Consider the following 19733-nt stretch of genomic DNA (forward strand, 5'->3'; position numbering starts at 1 on the left):
ACTCATCCCCTAAAACCTCCCGGTCTTGATGGCGGTGTGGAAGCTGCCTCCGCGGCAAGAACCCCACCGTGTTCGTCGCCGACCTGGCTGCCAAGCGCAATAGCGACCGCCAGCTTGCCGCACATCCGGGGTAAAGCGACCGGTGCCCAGAACGGCGGTGGAGAGGGCGGTCCTGTCCAAGAGATTCCAAAGCCGGAGTGTGTCCTTCGGGATCCACACCGATCGGCCGTGCCTGACCAAGGAACAGCCGCTCTTCACGATGCCCCGATTGCAGCCAGCAAAATAATCCAGCCGGTCGCGACGGCGAGTCCGGTTAGGAGAACCGTCGTGAGGCGCAATCGTGTCGGCCAGGCAAGCAGAGACAATCCCGCGCCTCCGAGACCTCATCCGGGGAGGAGGAGTGCTATGGCACGTACAAAGGCAACGGCGTCCGTTACCCCGCACAGCAGCCGGTCGGCAGCGATCGTCGGAGTCCAGGCCGACGAGTCGAAGAAACGATCACGACAGCGCAGGTCGTCACCGTCAGCGAGTGAAGAACCGTGCGAGAGCGTCATCCCACGCTGACGCCGGACAGTGGCTCCACAGGAGGAGTGCGTCGCGGATCATCCACACGCCCCAGGCGAAGGTGAGGAGGAGACCGAGGGTCACGACAACCGTCGAAAACGTGCTTGACAGCTCTTGTTACGACGAACTCCTCGTCAGCAGAGACTTTAGGGAAGTAGATCGCCGTCGATGTCAGCGATGTCGCTCACATTCTTCGGCGCCTTCCCGGTGCTCACCTGTAGCGGAATGACCGCGCCGCGCAGCGCCGTCTTCGTCGCGCTCGGCGTCGTAGAGACGACGGAGCCTTCGGCGATCGTCGCAGAGTCGACGGGTTCGGTCATACCCCCTACGAAGCCCGCTGCGGTCAAAGCAGCCGACGCCTCCGCCACCGTCTTGCCAGAAATGTCCGGGACCTTCGCGAGAGTTGCGCCGCGCGACGAGCCGGCGAGCATCGAAGCGGGCGGGTCGATGAAATTGTCGCCGCCGTACTTCTGGTCGAGCGCGGTCATGATCGGCTTCCAGATGGCGTGCCGGGCATTCGATGCCTTGATCGTCCCCTGGTCGCCGGTGAGGTTGGTGAAGCGCAGATTCTGCTTTGTGTCGTCGCTGAACCCTTTAATACTGCCCACCCAGACGGCGAGCGACGCGGCCCTGCTCGCGCCCGCTGTCCAGACATCGGCGGCCTCGTCGGTCGTTCCGGTCTTGCCGATGTGCTCGATGCCGTCGCGCGGATTGGATTGGGTTGCGGTACCGGAGGTCATTACCCGCTGCATCGCGTACTGCATCCCGCGCGCGACCTCCGCCGAGACGGACGCTCTGCAATTGGAGGGTGGGACCGGCACCGCTGAACCCTGGCTGTCGGTAATCCGATCGATGACCACGGCATCGCAGGTCGTTCCGTCGTTCGCAATACCCGCGTAGGCGCTCGCCATCGTGAGCGGGGCGATCTCGTTGGTGCCGAGGACGGCGGCGGGGCCGCTGCTGAGTTCCTTGCCGTTGGCGCCATGCACTCCAAATGCCTGAGCGGTCGTTCTGATGTCGCACAGGTCGAGCTGATTGGCCATGCCCATGAAGCCTGTATTGATCGAGTTAGTCGTCGACTCGAGCGCGGTCATTGAGCGCGCGTCCTCCGACGGGTCGTCGTTTCGCGGCGCAAAACGCTGACCGTCGTAGTATCCGCCGCTCTTGAGGTTGCACTTCTTGGCGTAACTGCCAAACCCCGACGTCGGCGACGGGAACGACTCGTTGATCGTCCGTCCCGCCTGCAGCCACTGCGCCAAAGTGAAGACCTTGTAGGTTGAGCCCGTCTGCACGCCGGAGCCGCCGCCCATGTCCAGGTCGACGTTGAGGTTGATCGCGCTGTAACCCGGATTCGCGGCGAGGAACTCTTGGTCCTGGCTGTACTTGGTGTTTTGGACCATCGAGAGCACGCGACCAGTTTTAGCCTCGACCGAGGCGGCGGTCGCGCCGACCTCGAAGCGCGGGTCGACGGGCGGAATGTACGCGTTGAGCGCAGCTTGCGAGGCCTGCTGAATGTCGAGGTCGAGAGTGGTCACGATGTCGAAGCCGCCCTGTCGAACGCGCGCAAAACGCTCATCGGTCGTCGCGCCGAATGCCTCGTCATTGCCGAGGACGTTGAGTACGTAGTCGCAGAAGTAGGCGGCGTTACCGGCGGTCGTGCAGCCCGTCGAAGGCTCGGTGATGTTCGGCGTGATGGGCTCGGCGACCGCCGCATCGTGTGTGGCCTGGTCGATGCGGCCGTACTTCAGTTCTTCCCCGAGGATGTAATTGCGGCGATCCCTCGTCTGTTCGTACCCGTTCGCCGCACCGTTCACGCTGTCGTCGGGGAGGTCGAAGCGGAACTTCTGCGGGTTGTTCACGATCCCCACGAGAGCTGCGGCCTGCGAGGTCGAGAGCTGGCTCGCGGGGATGCCGTAGTAGTAGTTCGCGGCGGCCTCAATGCCATAGACAGTTCCGCCGAACAGCGCAATGTTGAGGTAACCGAGCAGGATGTCGTCTTTCGACGCTTCCTTTTCGAGTCCGATCGACAGGCGCATCTCCTTGAGCTTGCGCTCGGGGGTGGGCTCGGTTGCTTCGGCGTAGGCCTTCTCGCGCTCGGCAGCGTCGGCAATCGACTCGGCTTTCTGTACCAGCACGTTCTTGACGTACTGCTGCGTGATCGAGGATCCGCCCTGGAGGTCCTTACCCATCAGCGTGACGGCGAGTGCGCGCAGCGTGCCCTGCAGATCAATCCCACCGTGTTTGTAGAACCGGGGATCCTCACCGGCGACGGCGGCATCCTTGGCCGATTGCGCGACGTCATCCCAGCCCACTTCGACGCGGTTCTGGTTGTAGACGGAGGCGAGGAGGGTCGTACCGTTGCTCGCGTAAATGTTGGTGCGCTGCATGAGCTGGCCGACGTCGAGGTAGCCGGGCAGATTCTGGAACATGCCGATTGTGTTGCTCGTCGCCAGGCCCGTCAGCGCAAGCGCTGGCGTCACTCCCACCGTGACGAGAACGCCTGCCACGGCGCTCATCCCGATGAACCCCATGATCGCCCGCAGTGACATCCCGAGCGGCCGGACAGAGCGTCGGGATGCTGTGGGGAGTGCCATGAAGCGGTCGTCCTTTCGACGCGGCGCAGGCCGCGGAGATGCAGAGGGGAAGGTGGCGAGAGCCTCGCGAGCAGTCGCGCGATCCCCCGAGTTCATGGTACGGGACGCGCCCGTCCGCGCGGCGTCCTCCTTCCGGACGAGATGCGCGTTGGCGGGGGATGGGTGCGACTGGGCGCGGACCGCGCGAATGAGGCGCCTGAGTCGCCGAAAAACACCGCCCGGCACGGCGCGGAGCGGGTCACGGATGCGCATCCGTTCTGCCGTCCGGGCGGCGCATCCGTATCGTGGAGGCAGCGTCTCCTGCGCGGGACGCGGCAGCACCTACTCCACCCGCCGCTCCGGACTCCCGGGCGGACGTTCCCGGCAGAAAGCGCACACCATGGCACGCATTTATGACGATGTGACCCAGCTCGTCGGCAGGACCCCGCTCGTCCGCATCAATCGGCTTGAGGGCGCCGATCAAGCGTCCGTCCTAGCGAAGCTAGAGTTCTACAATCCCGCGAACAGCGTGAAGGACCGCATCGGCGTCGCGATCATCGACGCGGCCGAAGCATCGGGCGAACTTCCGCCAGGCGGGACCATCGTCGAGGGGACCAGCGGGAACACGGGGATCGCGCTGGCCATGGTGGGCGCCGCCCGCGGCTACAGGGTGGTATTGACGATGCCCGAGACGATGTCCGTGGAGCGCCGCGTCCTCCTCCGGGCGTATGGCGCCGAGATCGTGCTGACCCCGGGTGGAGAAGGTATGCGTGGCGCGGTCGAAAAGGCGCGCTCCATCGTCGATGAGACTCCCGGCGCGATCCTCGCCCGCCAGTTCGAAAACGCCGCCAACCCGGAGGCACACCGCCGCAGCACCGCCGAGGAGGTGTGGGACGACACCGACGGCGAGGTCGATGTCTTCGTCGCCGGCATCGGTACGGGAGGCACCATCACCGGAGTCGGCCAGGTTCTCAAGGAGCGCAAACCGGGAGTGCAGATCATCGGGGTCGAGCCGATCGACTCGCCACTGCTCACCCAGGGCACCGCGGGCCCCCACAAGATTCAGGGCATCGGCGCGAACTTCGTGCCCGCGATCCTCGACCGCGACGTGTACGACGAAATTATCGACGTCACCCTCGACGATTCCGTCCGCGTCGCCCGCGACCTCGCTGCGAGAGAGGGGATCCTCGGCGGTATCTCCTCCGGTTCGATCATGTGGGCCGCGCTCGAGGTCGCGAAGCGCCCCGAGAACGCTGGCAAGACCATCGTCGCCATCGTCTGCGACTTCGGCGAGCGCTACATCTCGACCGTCCTCTACGAGGACCTCCGCAGCTGAATCTCGCGAAATTTCGCGAAATGTCCCGCCGCGGTCGAGATCGGCTGCCGAGGCGCCGCATCTCGTCCGAAACTCCCGATCTCGGCGTCCTCGCCCGGCTCCGTGAGGACGTCCGTACCGCACGCCGCCGCGACCCCGCCGCCCGCAGCGCGATCGAGGTCGTGCTCGGCTATCCGGGCGTGCACGCCGTCTGGGCGCACCGAGTTGCGCATGCGTGGTGGCGACGCGGCCTCCGCCTGCCCGCCCGGCTGCTGAGCCAGGCGGCGCGAGTGGCGACGGGCGTCGAAATCCACCCCGGGGCGACGATCGGCCGGCGGCTCTTCATCGATCACGGCATGGGTGTTGTCATTGGCGAGACTGCACGGATTGGCGATGACTGCCTGCTCTACCACGGCGTCACGCTGGGCGGGAAGTCGGGTCGGCGGGAGCGGAGGCATCCTGCTCTCGGTGACCGCGTCGTCGTCGGAGCGGGGGCGGTCGTGCTCGGGCCGATCGTGCTCGGGTCGGATGTGAGCGTGGGAGCGAACGCCGTGGTCGTCAGGGATGCGCCGGACAAAGCGGTCCTCGTGGGCATTCCGGCTCGGAATCTGCGGGTGCACGGTCACGCCGACGACGCCCTGGCCGACTCCGCGATTCCGGCTGACCCTGCTGCGCCGGACGACTCCGCAGATCGCCCTTAGTCGTTTCCCCGCGGCGTGATGTCGCGTGGCGCGCTCTTGATCTGCGCGAAGGCGTCGAGAGCGTGAGCGCGCGTTTCTTTCAGATCCAGGATCGGCGCCGGGTACTCGGTGGAACTCTGGATCAGAGTCTCCGCGAGCGTCCACGGCTCGTGCACCGCCGACCCCTCGACGTCCGCGAGTTCCGGGACGTTCAGCCGGATGTACTCGCCGCGCGGATCGAACTTCTGTGACTGCGTGACCGGGTTGAAGACGCGGAAGAACGGCGAGGCATCAGCGCCGGAGCCGGCGACCCACTGCCAGTTCGCCGCGTTGCTCGCCGGGTCGGCGTCAACGAGAGTGTCCCAGAACCACTCCTCGCCCACGCGCCAGTCGACGAGCAGGTTCTTAATCAGGAACGAGGCGGTGACCATCCGCACCCGGTTGTGCATGTAGCCAGTGCGCCAGAGTTCGCGCATGCCCGCGTCGACCAGCGGATACCCGGTACGGCCCTGATGCCAGGCATCGACGGCCGCCTCGCCAGGGTGCCCCCAGGGGAAGGAGTCGAAGCGGGTGTCGAAATTCGCGGTGGCGAGTGCGGGCCAGTGGAAGAGGAGGTGGTAGCAGAATTCGCGCCAGAGCACTTCCGAGACAAAGCGCTCGCTGCCTTCGCCGCGGTGCAGCCCCTTCGCGTGCGCGTCCTCCAGTGCGTGCCACACCTGGAAGGGGCTGACCTCGCCCCAGCGCAGATGAGCGGAGAGGTTCGAGGTCGCGTCCTGCGCTGGCCGATCCCGTCCGTCGGCGTACTCGTCCAGTTGCTCCGCTAAGAACGCCCGCAACCGGGCCGCGCCGGCTTTCTCGCCCGGCTCCCAGCGCTCGCGCAGGCCGCCGGCCCAGTCCGGCCGGGTTGGCAGTAGCTCCCAGTCGGCGAGGGAGTCGGAGGTGATGCCGTCCGGGTACCCGTCGAGCGAGCGGGGGCAAGCGAGCGGTGCGCGGGGAGTCGGCTTGGCGCGGCAGGCGCGCGCGAATGGTGTGTACACCGAGTACGGTCCGCCCGCTCCTGTCTGCACCGTCCACGGCTCGAAGAGGAGCGATCCCTGGTGGCTCTCGGCTTCGCGGCCCTGGTCGCGCAGTGCCTCCTTGATCGCCGCGTCGATGGTGCGTTCGGCCAGGCCGTAGCGGCGGTTCCAGTGCACCGCTCCGGCGTCGATGTCGTCGGCGAGCTGCAGGATGACGGCCTCGGCGGGCCCGCGGCGTAGGATGAGCGGTGCTCCTAGCGCAGCGAGATCGGCTGCGAGAGCCGTGAGACTGCCGTGCAGCCACCAGCGGGAGGCGCCGCCTAATGGACGGATCCCCGTCGATTCCTCGTCCAACACGTAGCAGAGCACTACTGACCCACCGCGGTCGATCGCGGCGCGCAGGGCGGGATTGTCAGCCAGGCGCAGATCGTCGCGGAGCCAGACGAGAGTGGGGGAGGAGTCGCTCATAGTGCTCTCATGATCCGCGCGTCCGTCGGCCTGGCGAAGAGGTGGTCGGGCGGGCCGGCCCGTGCTAGCGGAGCAGTGCGTCAGGAGGAGGCGATCCCATGGCGCAGCTTGTCGCAGAGTGCGGTCAGCTGCCGCAGTTCATCCTCGTTGAGCGCTCCGCCGACTTGCTGCGAGATCGTGTCCATATGGGTGAGGGCGACGCGGCGAAAGAGCGCATAGCCGGCGTCCGTGATGGCGATGAGCGTGCCGCGGGCGTCGGAGGGGTCCTCGCTCTTCTCGACGTAGCCCCGCGCGACAAGGCGGTCGATCAGGCGGCTGACGCTCGGTTGCGTCAGGAGGACGTGCTTGTTGAGGTCTCGCAGGCGAGCTCGGCGCTCCGGTTGCCGGGTGAGATTGAAAAGGACATCGTACTCATTGAGCGAGATCTCCCTCGACGGGAACTCTGCGCTGAGTGCACGCATCACGTGCACCTGGGCTCGGAAGAGCGACTCCCACGCGGCCACGGCCTCTCTTGACCCCACAAAACCTCCCTGTCGTACTCAGGGATCGGCTCCCTGGCGTCCAGACGCCGTACAGCCTACGCCGGGGTCCTGGGGAGAAGTCTGCCGAAAATGACAGAAGGCCGGCCGCTGAGGCGAGCGGCCGGCCTTCGTTCCCTTGCACCAAGAGTGTCCTGCATTCATTTCTCGCGCTTCGCCGCCACAGCAAACGACTGACGCACCTGAACTATATAACGACACGGTAACGGCGCAACCGCCTCTTTGCTGTGACCTTCCTGAGCCTCCGCACGCCCGACCTGCCGCGACGACACAAGGTCCGGCCGGCTCCGGCCCCCGAAAAAACACGGTCGTCGCAGCCACCCCCGTCCTCGCCTCACTACACGTCAGCCGCCCTCTCTCGAGGCGAATGCAACTCACAACAGGTCAGGAGATGGCGCCGAGGCGTAGCGGATGGTGACGTCGGCATGGCGGTCGAAGCGGTAGCCGACTCCGCGGACGGTGCGCACGATCTCCTCGTAACGGCCGAGCTTGGCGCGGAGGCGACGGATGTGCACGTCGATGGTGCGTTCGTTCGGAGCGTCGTCGTCGGTAGCGCCCCAGAGGGAAGCGATGAGTTCGGCGCGCTCGATGGTGCGGCCCTCGCGGAGGACGAGGTACTGCAAGAGTTCGAACTCTTTGTAGGTGAGCGCAGTCGTCTCCTCGTCGAGGACGACCCGCTTGCGGGAAATGTCGATGGTGACACCACCGGGCGCGCGATCGAGGTCCGGTTCCGCTTCTGCACGGCGCTTCGCGACTGCGGCCGGGTCCTGGAGGGCGAGCCGCACGACGTCGACGTCGCGGCCACCGGCTCCCTGTGGGGCGAGCGCGACGGACGCCCACGTCTCGGCGTCAGGGACGAGCTGCGCGGTGACGCGCTTGAGTTCTTCGACGAGTCGGCCGAGGTCGACGCCGGCGGCGCGAGCCTTGGCCTCGTCGATGCCTACGTAGAGTGCGAAGCCGCGTGCCTCGGTGCTGTGGGTCACGGCGCGCAGGCGAGGTGTGGTCGGTGTGGTGCCGCGCACCGGCTGGAGGTGCGAAGCGGTCGTGGTGGCGATACGGGCGTGGAGGAGGGTCATGACGAATCCTTGGCTGGGCGGATCCGGGACGAGTGTCCGAGGGAGCGGATCCGGGTGTGCGCAATCGAGCCGGCTCGCGATGAGCGGTTCCGGCAGGGACGGATGCTGGGCATCCAGGGGATCGCTCACGCCTGCAACACCCGGTTGATCGAAGAGATCGGCCCGATCAGGAAGATCGGAGGATGGAGGCTGTGCGCAGATCCGGCGAGGTCAGTTCCTCATGCACACATTCGACAGCACATGACGGGGCCACCGGCCATCATCATTCCGGCATTCCCAAGGGCCTCGAAGGAGGTTAGGGCGTGCAGGGCGTCAGTCATGTCCGCCAGTAAAGCGGAGGCGGGGGATGCGCGTCAAGGTTGTTCCGGCGCGGCGTCGCTCCCCTGTTGATTCCTGTCGTGGCTGGAGGGCAGTGCGGGTCATTGCGCGGGCGCTGCACTGTTCCTTCGTCGCCGGGGGCGCAGCGTGCTGTCGCGCCGATGCTGGAGGAGTTTTCGGAGGCTCCGGTGTCGAAGTCGGCACGGAGGACGGGGCCGCCTTCCCCGTAGACCGTAAGCCAGGGCGTGGAGTCTGCACTGCGGAACGTGCGCCAGAGGTGCGCGCGGAGGGGCCTCGGACGGCCTTAGCCCGCGAGCCCGTAGAGGCGGTCGCCGGCGTCACCGAGTCCGGGGACGATGTAGCCGAGCTCGTTGAGCCTCTCATCGAGAGAGCCAAGGACGATCGTCACGTCGCGGTCTCCGAACGCCTTTTCCACGGCGGCGACGCCCTCGGGCGCGGCGAGGAGGCAGACGGCGGTGACGTCGACGGCTCCGCGATCAAAGAGGAATTTGATCGCCGCGATCAGTGAGCCCCCGGTGGCGAGCATCGGGTCGAGGATGAAGCATTGGCGGTTCGAGAGGTCGTCAGGGAGGCGCTCGGCGTACGTCGTCGGCTCGAGAGTCTCCTCGTTGCGCGCCATACCAAGGAAGCCAACCTCCGCGGTCGGGATGAGCTTGACCATGCCTTCGAGCATCCCGAGGCCAGCGCGCAGAATCGGTACGACGAGCGGTTGCGGATCGCTGAGAGCGAGCCCGGTGGTGTGCGTGACGGGGGTCTCGATCGTGACGGTGCGAGTGCGAACCCCGCGGGTCGCCTCATAGGCGAGCAGGGTCATCAGCTCCTCGGCGAGCTGCCGAAAGGTGGGGGAGGGAGTGCGCTTGTCGCGCAGCACGGTGAGCTTGTGCGTAATCAGCGGATGGTCGGCTACGTGGACGCGCATAAGCTCAATCTACTCGCTGGCCGACCCGCGGCCGCCGCTGCCGGGAGGGGACACGATGCGCGAGAGCGACCTCCCCTCCCCGCACGGTTCCAGCGAGTGGATGGGACTGGCCCTCAACGAGGCGCGGCGTGCGGCCCAGTGGGGCGACGTCCCGGTCGGTGCCGTCGTCATCGACTCTGACGGCGCGGTGCTCGCGCGTGGTCGCAACGAGCGCGAGCTCCGCGCCGATCCGACGGCGCACGCGGAGGTGGTGGCACTGCGCGCCGCTGCTGCCACGAGAGGCGACTGGCACCTCGAGGGCTGCACCCTCGTCGTCACTCTTGAGCCCTGCGTCCTCTGCGCGGGGGCGATCCTCGCGGCGCGGATCGAGCGCGTCGTGTTCGGTGCGTGGGACGAGAAGGCGGGAGCCGCGGGTTCGGTGCACGATCTCCTCCGTGACCGCCGGCACAACCACGTCGTCGAGGTGTACCCGGGGGTTCGCGCCGAGGAGAGCTCGCGACTCCTACTCTCCTTCTTCGCGGCGCGGCGGTGACCGGCGCGGTCAGCGCGTTCGGTCAGCGCTGAGCGGTCAGCCACTCTGCCAGGGCGAGCCGCGTCGCCGCGTGCATCCGCTCGAACCGGCCGGCCGCGACGTCGGCTTCGAGCCGGGAGGAGTCATAGCCCGCGGCTCCCGCGTACTCGGCGTCGCCCTCGAGCCAGTGCGCCGCCATCGTGCCGGTCAGTTCTGGATGGAACTGCACGCCGAGCAGCCAGCCGCCGATCGCGAACGCCTCCACCCCGCCCGACGGCGATGACGCCAGCAGCGCAGAGCCCGCGGGCAGGTCGAAGGTGTCGCCGTGCCACTCCATCACGTCGACTCCCGCGAGGTGCCGGAGGGACGAGCTTTCGCCCTCTTCGGTGAGTGAGACGGAGCGGAAGCCCACCTCGCGCGTCGCTCCCGGCCGAACGGTCTCACCCAGCGCGGCAGCGATCAGCTGCGCACCGAAGCACACGCCAAGCGTCGGACGGCGGTGGTGGATCCGGTCCTGTAACAGGGCGACTTCGGGACTGATGAAGGGGTGCCGGGTGGTCTCGTAGACACCGGCGCTGGAGCCGAGGGTGACGATGAGGTCGGGCGCGAGGATGTCGATCGCGTCAAGGTCCGTGCCTGCTACCGCGTCGACCGTGAACCCCTGTTCGTGCAGCATGGGCTCGAGCGCGCCCAGCCCAGCGCCGCGCTCGTTGACGATCGCCACTGCACGTCGCATGTCAGGTGCTCGCAGGGGGGAAGGCGGAGGGAGGGCCGGGTGCAGCGGCGACTGGCACGGGGAATCCTGGGGCATCGACGTCCACTTCGCTGGCGAGCAGCGGGCGAAGGGAGCCGGCCGAGGGAGCGGCGATACTCGCGGTGCCGCCTCCGAATGCACTCACAGGGTCTCCTCGGGCTCGCCGGTCGATGGTCGGGCCATCCTACGAGGCGGCACCCGCGCCGCGGCTCCTTCGGTCGGCTTCCGGTTCGTAGGATGAGCGGATGACTGATGCGCCCGTGCTGCTTCCGACCATCGCCGTTCTCGGTCTCGGCTCGATGGGAGGCGCGATCCTGACGGGGCTGCTCGCACCGGGCGTCCACGTCGAGGGTGGTGTCCGGGTGACGAATCGCGATCCTGCGAAGGCCGCGGCCTGGGAGGGACACCGTCTGGTGACCGCCTCCGCCACCGCCGACGATCCGGAGGCGAACCGGCGTGCGGTCGACGGCGCCGCGGTCGTCCTCGTGGCGGTCAAGCCGCACATGGTCGTCGACCTGCTCGAGGAGATCGCACCGGCGCTCGCTCCCGGGACCGTCGTCGTGAGCGTTGCGGCCGGAGTGACAATCGAGACGTTCGAGCGGCACCTACCCGAGTCGGTCGCTGTGCTGCGCTCGATGCCGAACACTCCGGCGGTTGTCGGCCGCGCGGTCACGGGCCTCAGCGCGGGCACCCGGTCAAGCGGGGACGACTTAGCGCTCGTCCGCCGGTTATTCGAAACGGTCGGCGAGGTGGTCGAGGTGCCAGAGTCGCAGCTCGACGCGCTCTCGACCATCTCAGGCTCGGGGCCCGCCTATGTGTTCCTGGTGATCGAGGAGTTGATCGCCGCCGCCGTAGCGAAGGGCTTCACTCCGGAGCAGGCGTCGACCATGGTGGTAGGCACTGTTCGCGGCGCCGCCGAATTGCTCGTCCACTCCGGCGAGGAGCCCGCTGAGTTGCGCCGCCGCGTCACGAGCCCAAACGGCACCACGGAGCGCGCGATCGCCGTCTTGCAGGAGGCGGACCTCGCCGCTCTCTTCACCCGGGCGACCGACGCGGCCCTCGCCCGCGCGCGCGAACTCGCCGCCTCCTGACCGCTCCTCGCGCAGCGTGGCAGGGGCGGGGGTTAGGAGCCGAGGGCTGCAAAGCGCTCGATGTCGCTGGGGGTGCCGCTGACGACGATGAGGTCGTGGTTCGAGACGACGGTCTGCTCGGTCGCGTAGGTGAACGGTTTGCCGGGGCTCTTGACGCCGACGACGGTGACGCGGTGCTTGCGGCGCACGCCCGACTCCGTGAGGGTGAGGCCGCGGATCGGCTTCGGCGGGTACATCTTGGCGAGCACGAAGTCGTCGTCGAATTCGATGAAGTCGAGCATGCGGCCCGAGACTAAGTGCGCTACCCGCTCGCCCGCCTCCGCCTCGGGATAGATGACGTGGTTCGCGCCGATCCGTTCGAGGATCTTGCCGTGCGAGCGCGAGATCGCCTTTGCCCAGATCTGCGGGATCTTGAGGTCGACGAGATTCGCCGTGATTAGCACGGAGGCCTCGATCGAGGAGCCGACCGCGACGACGGCGACCTGGAAATCCTGCGCGCCGATCTGAGCGAGGGCGTCGAGGGAGCGTGCGTCGGCCTGCACCGCGTGGGTGACCCGCTCCGACCACTTCTGCACGAGCCCGGCGTCGGCGTCGATGGCCAGGACCTCGCGGTCGAGGCGGTCGAGCTGGCCGGCCGTCGCTGCTCCGAAGCGCCCGAGGCCGATCACCAGCACCGGGGCGTCATACCTGATGCGGTCAACCAACGATGGGCCTCTCTTCTGGTCGTCTGAACAACTGCCTCCGCTGGCTCGCGGCGAGCGCGGCGGCGAGAGTCACGGTACCAACGCGTCCCATGAACATCGTCAGCGCCAGCACGTACACGCCGGAGGTGGGGAGCTCGGCTGTGAGTCCTGTCGAGAGGCCCGAGGTGGCGAAGGCCGAGATCACATCGAAGAGGACATGGTCGAGCGAGGCCTTCGTGATGTGCAGGATCAGCACCGATGACACTGCGACGGTCGTCGCTCCCCACAGCACCACCGAGACCGCCAGGCGCAGCACGTCGTTCGGGATGCGGCGGCCGAACGCCTCCATATCGTTGTTCCCGCGCGCCTCGGCAAAGGCGGCGAGGAACAGAATCGCCAACGTCGTCACCTTGATGCCGCCCGCGGTCGACGCCGAGCCGCCGCCGATGAACATCAGCATGTCGGTGACAAGGAGGCTGGAGCCATTCAGGTCCGGTACCGAGATGGTCGAGAAGCCGCCGGAGCGGGTCATCGTCGAGAGGAAGAAAGATTGGAAGACGGTGTCGCCGGCGTCGAGGGTGCCGAAGGTTGTCGGGTTGTCGAATTCGAGCACGATGTAGAGGACGGCGCCGGTGACGAGGAGGACCACCGAGGTGACCAGCGTGAGCTTGACGTGCACCGACCACTTACGTGGGCGCCTCCAGCCGCGGGAGAACGCATAGATGACGGGGAAGCCGATCGAGCCGAGGAAGACCCCGATCATCAAGATGCCGAGGAACCAGTAGTCGTCCTCGAATGGCGTCAGGCCCGCGGCATTGGGCGAGAAGCCCGTGTTGGTGAACGCCATCGCCGAATAGTAAAAGGAGTGCCAGGCGGCCTCGCCGATCGGGATGCCGTCGATGAGCATCCGCGGGAAGAGGAGGAGCGCGACGATGATCTCGATCGCGGCGGCACTGATCGCGACGGTGGCGAGCAGGCCGCCGATCTCGCCGAGGCGCACGGCCTGGCCCTCGGCGACGGGCCCGGAGTGGATTCGCAGCGGGTTCGAGTCGCTGGCGACCATGAGTTTCGCGCGCAGGCCGAGGCGGCGCGAGATCGCGAGACCCATGATCGAGGCGAGTGTGAGCACGCCGAGGGCGCCGATATTCACGCCGATGAAGATGATGGAGTGGCCGAACGCCGACCAGTGTGTCGCCATGTCGACGGTGGCGAGGCCGGTAACGCAGATGACCGACATCGCGGTGAAGAAGGCGTCGTGCAGTGGAGTGACGGTGCCCTCGGTGCTCGAGATCGGCAGGGAGAACAGGAGTGTGAAGACGAGCACGAGTGCCGAGAAGATCAGGATGGCGAAGCGCGAGGGCGAGCGACCGGCGAAGTCGTCGATGAGGTCGCGGGCTCGCTCGAGGCCCGACCACGGCGACAGGGGCGAGACGCCCACGGGGCTGCGGAACTGCTGCCGAACCACCACGGCGGATCCTCCACTCGATCGCGGCCATGCTATCGGCTCGGGGCCGCGAGGCCGGAGGGCTGGCTAGCCTGGGCCCATGGCTGACATTTTCGCGGTGATCGCGGACGGCACGCGGCGCGACATCCTCTCCCTCCTGCTGGAGCGGCGCAGAACGGGCGAGGGCATAAGTGTCTCGCGGATCGTCGCGCGCCTCGAGCTCAGTCAGCCGACCGTGTCCAAGCATCTGAAAGTGCTGCGGGAAGCGGGGCTGGTGACGGTGCGCGAGAGTGGCCAGCGCCGCTTCTACGCCCTCGAGTACGGTCCGCTGGAGGAGGTCGAGGATTGGCTGCTGCCTTTCCTTGCCGAGGAGGAGGCCGGGAACGGCGCCCTCCTCGATGCTCCGACGGCGGCACGGGCGGAGTCGCTCGGGCGCGCGCTCGCTGAGCGCACTCACCAGGTCAGCACGGTGGTGCAGGACATCCAGCGCGGTGTCAGCGAGGGCGCGACGAAGGTGGCGGAGGCGCTGCGCATCCGCAAGTGACCCCGGCACGCCCCGAGTCTTGTGCGGTCGCGGGTCGTGTAAGCTCGCGGGAGCCAGTTTTTCGTAAGCGGCCGTCCGTCGGGCGGTCGACCCCCTGAACGTTGTGAGGTCTTCGTGGGTTCTGTCATCAAGAAGCGTCGCAAGCGTATGGCGAAGAAGAAGCACCGCAAGCTGCTTCGCAAGACTCGTCACCAGCGTCGCAACAAGAAGTAGGCTCGCGCCTCTTCCCACTCGAGCGTCCGCCTTCTCAGGGTCGGGCGCTCGTCTGCGTTCCGGGCCTTTCGCGCTCCGACGCGAGGTGGCGCAGCTGGAGCGCACCCCTGATCCGTGCCCCTACACTGACCGAATGGTGGGTGTGGAGCTGACGCTGGTGGGCAAGCCGGGCTGTCATCTCTGCGATGAGGCGCGCGCCGTAGTAGAGCAGGTGCTCGCCGGCCTCGCGAGTGAGCCGGCAGCACCGGCCGTTACCCTCAGCGAGGTCTCGATTCTCGAGGATTCCGAGCTGCACGAGCGCTTCGTCGAGGAGATTCCGGTGGTCCTTGTGGACGGCCGTGTCCACACCTACTGGCGCGTTGATCCCGACCGCCTTCGCCGAGCACTCCTGGAGCGCGCATGACCGTCCGCCACGTCGTCTCGTGGAAATTGAACGCCGCCGATCCGGTACAGCGGGCCGAGCATGTCGAGCAGATTTCGGAGGCGCTGCGCGGCCTGCTCCCGATCATCCCCGAGATCGAGTCGATGACGATCGGGCAGAACGTGCTGTTCCCGAAGGATAACTTCGACATGGTCCTGATCGCGGAGTACGCCGACGCCGAGGGATTGAAGGCGTATATCGAGCATCCGGAGCATCGCCGCGTCGCCGGCTTCATTCGCCCGCTTGTGCGGGAGCGGGCCTGCGTCGACTTCGAGGTCTGAACTGCTGACCCCGAACTGCTGACCCCAGAGCCTTCATGGGTGAGCTGCTGACCCCAGAGCCTTCATGGGTCAGAGTTGGCCTGGGAGCCTTCCAGGGTCTGTCCCTCTGATAGGGGACACTTGGGAGATCAGGGGAGTGGCTGTGCCGCTTTAGGCTCTCCTGGGGGGAGCGCGTTCTCCTGCGCGCGGACGCAGATCGCCGGCCGCGGGGGAAGGAAGAGTCATGTCGTCATCGCGTCGCCCGGTTGTGCCCGTCACCGTTCTGGCGGCACTCGTCGTCGGTTTGTCTCTCCCGAGCGCGGCGGTGGCGGCGTCGACGATCACGACCGCGGTCGAGCAGCCGGGCTCGACCGAGGCGCCGAGCGTGCCAGGTAGCCCCGCCGAGCCGGGCGATGGTGGTTCGGAGCCGGTGCCGGATGTCCCCGAGGAGCCGAGCGTCCCCGGTCCCGAGGAGCCGACCGTACCGGAAAAGCCCGCCCCCGTGGATCCGGCGCCCGAGCAGCCGTCGCAACCCGAGCAGCCCAGTCAGCCTCAGCAGCCCAGCGCGCCAGAGTCCGCCGATCAGGCTCCCGAGAGCGGGCAACCCGGCGGGTCCTCGTCGTCTGGCGGCGGCTCGGGCACCGGAGGTACGTCCGGCAGTTCCGGCGCCGGCTCCTCCGGCGGCACGGCCACCACGGATGCCGGCGTGACGGCGCCCCGGGTCTCGGCACCCGGCCGCACCACGCTCTCCACCTCGGCTGGAACGGACGTACAGGAATCCGGCATCGCCTCACGGCCTGCGTCCGGGACCGCGACCGCTTCGGTCTTCCTTCTGCGGCAGACCGACGTAGGTCCCGGCTCGTTGACCGTCGAGTTCGCCCGCTTCTACGGCGTCGGCGTCTCCTATGCGGGCTTTGGCAGAGCTGAGACCGCGACAGCGACGCTTCGCAACCCCGACGGCGGGAAGGCGCCGCTGACGCTGCAGCCGAAGGCGGGTACGACCGGTGAAGGCACTGCCTCCGTGCCGACCGCAATGATCACGAAGGCGGGCCCGTACACCGTCGAATTCTCAGGCGACCGCGGATCGGCGGCGAAGGTCGGTTTCCGGCTGGCGGCGTCTTCGGGAGTCGGCCTCTTCCTCGAGCCGCGGGAATTCGACGGCAGCACGACCGAGCCGCCTCGCGGTGCTGTCTGGGGCTTCGATGCGGAGGAGACGGTCGCTGTCGGCGCTTTTAGGACCACCGGCGACCGCGCCGAACTGGCCGCCGGCAACGTCGCAGTGCGATCGGACGCCATCGGCTGGGCCGAGTTGGCGCTGGGTGAAGCGATCGTCGCGGAGCCGGACGCCTCCGTGTATTGCATCGTCGCCTTCGGGCGGGACTCGCACCACACGGCGGCGGTCACCGTGGCGTACCGCGAAGGAGAGAAGTCCGCCCCGATCTGGGAGGCACCACAGGTCTGCGGCACCGCGATCAGCGCGGCACGCTCCGAGTTCATCACCACGGCCGCCGAGTCAGGCCCTGCGGGGATTACGCCGACCACTGCTCTGATGATCGGCGGAGGCGCTGTCGTCGCCTCTCTCTTGGCCTGCGCCGTGATCTTGGTCGTTCTGCGGCGCCGCCGCGAGAACACTGACCTGTTCATCGGCGGTCCGCTTCCGCGGCACGAGTGAGCCCTTGTGCGCGCGAAGGAACCCCAGATCGTCGGGGGAGCCAGCCCACATGGGCGGTCTCGACGGTCCGGGGTTCTCTCGGTGGCGGGCGGCCTACGGCAGGAGGCGCGTGGGGCCGCGGAAGAGGTACGTGACTTCACGCAGGTTGGCCTGGTTGAGCATCAGCATGATGACGCGCGAGAGACCCATCCCGAAGCCGCCGTGCGGCGGGACGCCGTAGCGGAAGAAGTTGAGGTAGAACTCAAGCTCCTCGGGGTCGAGCCCCTTCTCGCGCGCCTGCTCGATCAGGACGTCGACGCGGTGCTCGCGCTGCGCTCCGGTCGAAATCTCGACACCGTTGTAGATGAGGTCGTAGCTGTTGGTAATCGTTCCGTCGCCCTCGCGGCGCATGTGGTAAAACGGCCGGATGCTCGATGCGTAGTCGGTGAGGAACACGAAATCGTGGCCGAACTCCTCCTGAACGTAGGCCGCAATGCGCCGCTCGCCCTCGGGGTCCATATCGTCGTCGGCGCGGGGCACCTCATAGCCGCGCTCCGCGACGATGCGCTTCGCCTCGGCAAGCGGGATGCGCGGGAACGGCGTGCTCGGCACCGTCAGGTCGATGTCGAAGAGGGCCTTGACCTCGGCGCCGTGCTTCTCGACGACGGCAGTGAGCCCGGCGACCATCAGCTGCTCGTGCAGCTCCATGACGTCCTCGTGCGACTCGATCCAGGAGACTTCGGCGTCAACGCTGGTGAACTCGGTCGCGTGCCGGGAGGTAAAGCTCGGGTCGGCGCGGAAGGCCGGTCCGACCTCGAACACCTTGCCGAAGCCGGCGGGCTGTGCCATCTGCTTGAAGAACTGCGGGCTCTGCGCGAGGTAGGCCTTGGTGTCGAAGTACTCGACCTCGAAAAGCTCGGCGCGCGACTCCGAGGCGCTCGCCATGAGCTTGGGAGTATGAATCTCGATGAAGTCGTGCTCGATCCAGTAGGTGCGCAGTGCGTGCTCGAACGTGGTCTGCACACGCGCGACGAGGTTCTGCTCGGGGCGGCGCAGGTCGAGGAAGCGCCAGTCCATCCGCTTGTCGATGCCGGAGTCGGGCGCGATCGGAGCCTCGGCGATGGATGCGGTGACAACCTCGAGGGTCTCGAGCTTGACCTCGATGCCACCGAGCTTCACCCGTTCGTCGTGCTTGAGCGAGCCGGTGACCGTGATGAAGGAGCCCTGCGCGAGGCCCGAGATCGCCTCCGTGATCGCCAGGCGCTCGGCCGAAAAACCATCGCCCTCGACGGCCTCCCGCACCGCCGGGTTCACCAGCTGCACGGCGCCAAACTCGTCGCGGAGGACGACGAACTGCACCTTCTTCTGGTCGCGTACGGTCTCGACCCAGCCGGACACGCGGACGGGCCCATCCTCGAGCGAAGCGAGCTTCTTGACTGTGGTTCGGGGGAGGCGGGTCTCGTCGGTCACGAAAGGGGAGTCTACTCGGGGCGCCCCGAGCGTTCTCGTCTGGCCGCAGGGGCGGCGGGTGCTGCACTCGAGGAGCGCACGACGAGCGTCGGCGCAAGCATCCGGGAGAGCGGTTCGGCGTCGGGTGTGCCCGCGCGGCGGCGAAGGGCGTCGAGCACGAGAACGGCCACCTCTTCGAGAGGCTGGTGCAGGCTGCTGATCGGCGGGCGGGCGATGCGGGCGATTCCGGAGTCGTCGTAGCCGACGACAGCCACATCGACGCCGGGGGTCAGACCGGCGTCCGTCAGCGCCTGGCAGGCGCCGAACGCGAGCGAATCCGAGGCGCACGAGAGGGCGCTTGGACGATCATCCCGGCGCAGGAGCTCAGCGGCGGCGGCGTGTCCGGCGTCGATCGAGTCCTCTGCGGCGTGCACGCGCAGGACAGGATCTAGACCCGAGCGCCGCACCGCCCGCGACCACCCCTCCGCACGAACATCACCGCCCGCACCGTCTGGCTGCCAGCCGACGAACCCGATGCGCCGATGCCCGCGGTCCACGAGGTGCTCGACGCCCAATCGCATCCCCTCGGCGCCGTCAATGTCGGTCCAGTCGTGACCCACCCGCTCGCGACCCCACGGTGCGCCGAAGACCGCGACCGGTATCCCGAGCTCGACCAGCTGATCGGCGCGGTAGTCGTTGAGCCTCGTCTCCGTGAGCACGACCCCGTCGGCCGCTCGCCGGTTCCACACGTCCGCGAGGGCCGCCACGTCGCCAGCGGCGTCGTCACCGCGATCCACCAGGAGGATACGGATCCCGCGCTGCCCTGCTGCTCGGACAAGAGCCTGCAGGAACGGATACTCCACGGCCCCGGGGTCGTGTTCGGAGCGGCCGATGGAGACGGCGATCGCGCGCGTGTCCCGCGAGGTCAACGACCGCGCCGCCTCGTTCGGTGCGTAGCCCAGGCGGGCAATTGCCTCGAGGACCCGGGAGCGCGTCGCGGGTGCTACCCGCTCGCCAGCATTGACCACGTTGGAGACCGTCTGGCGCGAGACGCCCGCGGCGGCGGCGACCTCACGGATGGTCGGACGGTTCTGTTCCCGTCGACTGCTCCTCGTCCCAGGCATCCGGGGCTCACCACTCCGTCCGGCAGAGGGGCTGCGGCTCCCGGTCAGGACGATCTCCTCTGGCTCGTGACACCCTAGCCTCCCGGCGGTGCGACTGAT

The 19733-nt window shown here is 67.7% G+C and carries 20 protein-coding genes; 9 read left to right on the plus strand and 11 right to left on the minus strand.

Translation table 11 applies throughout. The features are described from left to right. Positions 1 to 710: 710 nt before the first annotated feature. A complete protein-coding gene (locus B0H03_RS00930) occupies positions 711 to 3158 on the minus strand; it encodes a transglycosylase domain-containing protein (protein WP_160487193.1) in 2448 nt (815 codons plus the stop codon). A 379-nt stretch (positions 3159 to 3537) separates the two neighbouring features. Between B0H03_RS00930 and cysK the strand changes: the two genes are divergently transcribed. Both cysK and epsC read left to right on the plus strand, forming a co-directional pair. Further along, a complete protein-coding gene (gene cysK, locus B0H03_RS00935; RefSeq protein WP_104266267.1) occupies positions 3538 to 4473 on the plus strand; it encodes a cysteine synthase A in 936 nt (311 codons plus the stop codon). A 20-nt stretch (positions 4474 to 4493) separates the two neighbouring features. After that, positions 4494 to 5153, plus strand: a complete 660-nt coding sequence (epsC, locus tag B0H03_RS00940) for a serine O-acetyltransferase EpsC (protein ID WP_104266268.1) — start codon at positions 4494 to 4496, stop codon at positions 5151 to 5153. Here epsC and B0H03_RS00945 read toward each other — a convergent pair. The 4 genes from B0H03_RS00945 to upp all read right to left on the minus strand — a co-directional run bounded on the left by B0H03_RS00945 (position 5150) and on the right by upp (position 9489). Beyond that, positions 5150 to 6616 carry a cryptochrome/photolyase family protein gene (locus tag B0H03_RS00945; protein WP_104266269.1) on the minus strand — a complete coding sequence of 489 codons (1467 nt, stop codon included), beginning with the start codon at positions 6614 to 6616 and terminating at the stop codon, positions 5150 to 5152. The two genes, epsC and B0H03_RS00945, sit on opposite strands and share 4 nt — an antisense overlap. Before the next feature lie 80 nt (positions 6617 to 6696). Further along, positions 6697 to 7077, minus strand: coding sequence for a MarR family winged helix-turn-helix transcriptional regulator (locus B0H03_RS00950; protein WP_104266290.1), 381 nt, complete (start codon positions 7075 to 7077; stop codon positions 6697 to 6699). 452 nt (positions 7078 to 7529) lie between these two features. Then, positions 7530 to 8231, minus strand: a complete 702-nt coding sequence (locus tag B0H03_RS00955; protein ID WP_104266270.1) for a winged helix-turn-helix domain-containing protein — start codon at positions 8229 to 8231, stop codon at positions 7530 to 7532. Between the two features lie 622 nt (positions 8232 to 8853). Then, the gene (gene upp / locus B0H03_RS00960; RefSeq protein ID WP_104266271.1) at positions 8854 to 9489 is read right to left on the minus strand and encodes a uracil phosphoribosyltransferase; all 636 of its coding nucleotides are present in this window, start codon (positions 9487 to 9489) and stop codon (positions 8854 to 8856) included. A 55-nt stretch (positions 9490 to 9544) separates the two neighbouring features. On the opposite strand from upp, the gene B0H03_RS00965 reads away from it, so the two are divergent. Next, complete coding sequence (locus tag B0H03_RS00965; RefSeq protein ID WP_237399262.1) at positions 9545 to 10021, plus strand: nucleoside deaminase; 477 nt, start codon at positions 9545 to 9547, stop codon at positions 10019 to 10021. Between the two features lie 22 nt (positions 10022 to 10043). Here the strand turns inward: B0H03_RS00965 and B0H03_RS00970 are convergent, their stop codons facing one another. Together B0H03_RS00970 and B0H03_RS16425 are read right to left on the minus strand one after the other, a co-directional pair. Beyond that, on the minus strand, positions 10044 to 10736 hold the full coding sequence (locus tag B0H03_RS00970; RefSeq protein ID WP_160487194.1) for a glutamine amidotransferase-related protein: 693 nt from the start codon (positions 10734 to 10736) through the stop codon (positions 10044 to 10046). Between the two features lies 1 nt (position 10737). After that, complete coding sequence (locus B0H03_RS16425; RefSeq protein WP_160487195.1) at positions 10738 to 10899, minus strand: hypothetical protein; 162 nt, start codon at positions 10897 to 10899, stop codon at positions 10738 to 10740. A 100-nt stretch (positions 10900 to 10999) separates the two neighbouring features. Between B0H03_RS16425 and proC the strand changes: the two genes are divergently transcribed. Next, on the plus strand, positions 11000 to 11845 hold the full coding sequence (proC, locus tag B0H03_RS00975; RefSeq protein WP_104266273.1) for a pyrroline-5-carboxylate reductase: 846 nt from the start codon (positions 11000 to 11002) through the stop codon (positions 11843 to 11845). Between the two features lie 32 nt (positions 11846 to 11877). On the opposite strand, the gene B0H03_RS00980 is transcribed toward proC, so the two are convergent. Both B0H03_RS00980 and B0H03_RS00985 read right to left on the minus strand, forming a co-directional pair. Further along, positions 11878 to 12549: a potassium channel family protein gene (locus B0H03_RS00980; RefSeq protein WP_068255410.1), complete on the minus strand. Its 672-nt coding sequence runs from the start codon at positions 12547 to 12549 to the stop codon at positions 11878 to 11880. Then, positions 12542 to 13951, minus strand: coding sequence for a TrkH family potassium uptake protein (locus B0H03_RS00985; RefSeq protein ID WP_202129840.1), 1410 nt, complete (start codon positions 13949 to 13951; stop codon positions 12542 to 12544). Before B0H03_RS00985 ends, B0H03_RS00980 begins: the two co-directional genes overlap by 8 nt. A 121-nt stretch (positions 13952 to 14072) precedes the next feature. Between B0H03_RS00985 and B0H03_RS00990 the strand changes: the two genes are divergently transcribed. The 5 genes from B0H03_RS00990 to B0H03_RS01010 all read left to right on the plus strand — a co-directional run bounded on the left by B0H03_RS00990 (position 14073) and on the right by B0H03_RS01010 (position 17082). Further along, complete coding sequence (locus B0H03_RS00990; RefSeq protein WP_104266274.1) at positions 14073 to 14516, plus strand: ArsR/SmtB family transcription factor; 444 nt, start codon at positions 14073 to 14075, stop codon at positions 14514 to 14516. Between the two features lie 114 nt (positions 14517 to 14630). Then, the gene (locus tag B0H03_RS00995; RefSeq protein WP_003792170.1) at positions 14631 to 14729 is read left to right on the plus strand and encodes a 30S ribosomal protein bS22; all 99 of its coding nucleotides are present in this window, start codon (positions 14631 to 14633) and stop codon (positions 14727 to 14729) included. A 133-nt stretch (positions 14730 to 14862) separates the two neighbouring features. Then, positions 14863 to 15132: a glutaredoxin family protein gene (locus B0H03_RS01000; protein WP_104266275.1), complete on the plus strand. Its 270-nt coding sequence runs from the start codon at positions 14863 to 14865 to the stop codon at positions 15130 to 15132. After that, positions 15129 to 15431: a Dabb family protein gene (locus B0H03_RS01005; protein ID WP_104266276.1), complete on the plus strand. Its 303-nt coding sequence runs from the start codon at positions 15129 to 15131 to the stop codon at positions 15429 to 15431. The genes B0H03_RS01000 and B0H03_RS01005 overlap by 4 nt, the downstream gene beginning before the upstream one ends. 223 nt (positions 15432 to 15654) lie before the next feature. After that, complete coding sequence (locus B0H03_RS01010; protein WP_104266277.1) at positions 15655 to 17082, plus strand: hypothetical protein; 1428 nt, start codon at positions 15655 to 15657, stop codon at positions 17080 to 17082. Between the two features lie 93 nt (positions 17083 to 17175). On the opposite strand, the gene aspS is transcribed toward B0H03_RS01010, so the two are convergent. Both aspS and B0H03_RS01020 read right to left on the minus strand, forming a co-directional pair. Then, on the minus strand, positions 17176 to 18531 hold the full coding sequence (gene aspS / locus B0H03_RS01015) for an aspartate--tRNA(Asn) ligase (protein ID WP_104266278.1): 1356 nt from the start codon (positions 18529 to 18531) through the stop codon (positions 17176 to 17178). A gap of 11 nt (positions 18532 to 18542) precedes the next feature. Further along, positions 18543 to 19634, minus strand: a complete 1092-nt coding sequence (locus B0H03_RS01020; protein ID WP_104266279.1) for a LacI family DNA-binding transcriptional regulator — start codon at positions 19632 to 19634, stop codon at positions 18543 to 18545. Positions 19635 to 19733: the final 99 nt, after the last annotated feature.

Origin of the sequence: Rathayibacter iranicus NCPPB 2253 = VKM Ac-1602 (assembly GCF_003149025.1) — a bacterium.
GTDB lineage: Bacteria > Actinomycetota > Actinomycetes > Actinomycetales > Microbacteriaceae > Rathayibacter > Rathayibacter iranicus.

Bases quoted from the DNA above. Each gene is read 5' to 3' on its own strand.
- proC (WP_104266273.1), top strand. From the start codon at position 11,000: ATGACTGATGCGCCCGTGCTGCTTCCGACCATCGCCGTTCTCGGTCTC.
- B0H03_RS01020 (WP_104266279.1), bottom strand. From the start codon at position 19,634: ATGCCTGGGACGAGGAGCAGTCGACGGGAACAGAACCGTCCGACCATC.
- B0H03_RS01010 (WP_104266277.1), top strand. From the start codon at position 15,655: ATGTCGTCATCGCGTCGCCCGGTTGTGCCCGTCACCGTTCTGGCGGCA.
- B0H03_RS00965 (WP_237399262.1), top strand. From the start codon at position 9,545: ATGCGCGAGAGCGACCTCCCCTCCCCGCACGGTTCCAGCGAGTGGATG.
- B0H03_RS01000 (WP_104266275.1), top strand. From the start codon at position 14,863: ATGGTGGGTGTGGAGCTGACGCTGGTGGGCAAGCCGGGCTGTCATCTC.
- upp (WP_104266271.1), bottom strand. From the start codon at position 9,489: ATGCGCGTCCACGTAGCCGACCATCCGCTGATTACGCACAAGCTCACC.
- B0H03_RS00970 (WP_160487194.1), bottom strand. From the start codon at position 10,736: ATGCGACGTGCAGTGGCGATCGTCAACGAGCGCGGCGCTGGGCTGGGC.
- B0H03_RS00950 (WP_104266290.1), bottom strand. From the start codon at position 7,077: ATGCGTGCACTCAGCGCAGAGTTCCCGTCGAGGGAGATCTCGCTCAAT.
- epsC (WP_104266268.1), top strand. From the start codon at position 4,494: ATGTCCCGCCGCGGTCGAGATCGGCTGCCGAGGCGCCGCATCTCGTCC.
- cysK (WP_104266267.1), top strand. From the start codon at position 3,538: ATGGCACGCATTTATGACGATGTGACCCAGCTCGTCGGCAGGACCCCG.
- B0H03_RS00990 (WP_104266274.1), top strand. From the start codon at position 14,073: ATGGCTGACATTTTCGCGGTGATCGCGGACGGCACGCGGCGCGACATC.
- B0H03_RS01005 (WP_104266276.1), top strand. From the start codon at position 15,129: ATGACCGTCCGCCACGTCGTCTCGTGGAAATTGAACGCCGCCGATCCG.
- B0H03_RS00930 (WP_160487193.1), bottom strand. From the start codon at position 3,158: ATGGCACTCCCCACAGCATCCCGACGCTCTGTCCGGCCGCTCGGGATG.
- B0H03_RS00955 (WP_104266270.1), bottom strand. From the start codon at position 8,231: ATGACCCTCCTCCACGCCCGTATCGCCACCACGACCGCTTCGCACCTC.
- B0H03_RS00945 (WP_104266269.1), bottom strand. From the start codon at position 6,616: ATGAGCGACTCCTCCCCCACTCTCGTCTGGCTCCGCGACGATCTGCGC.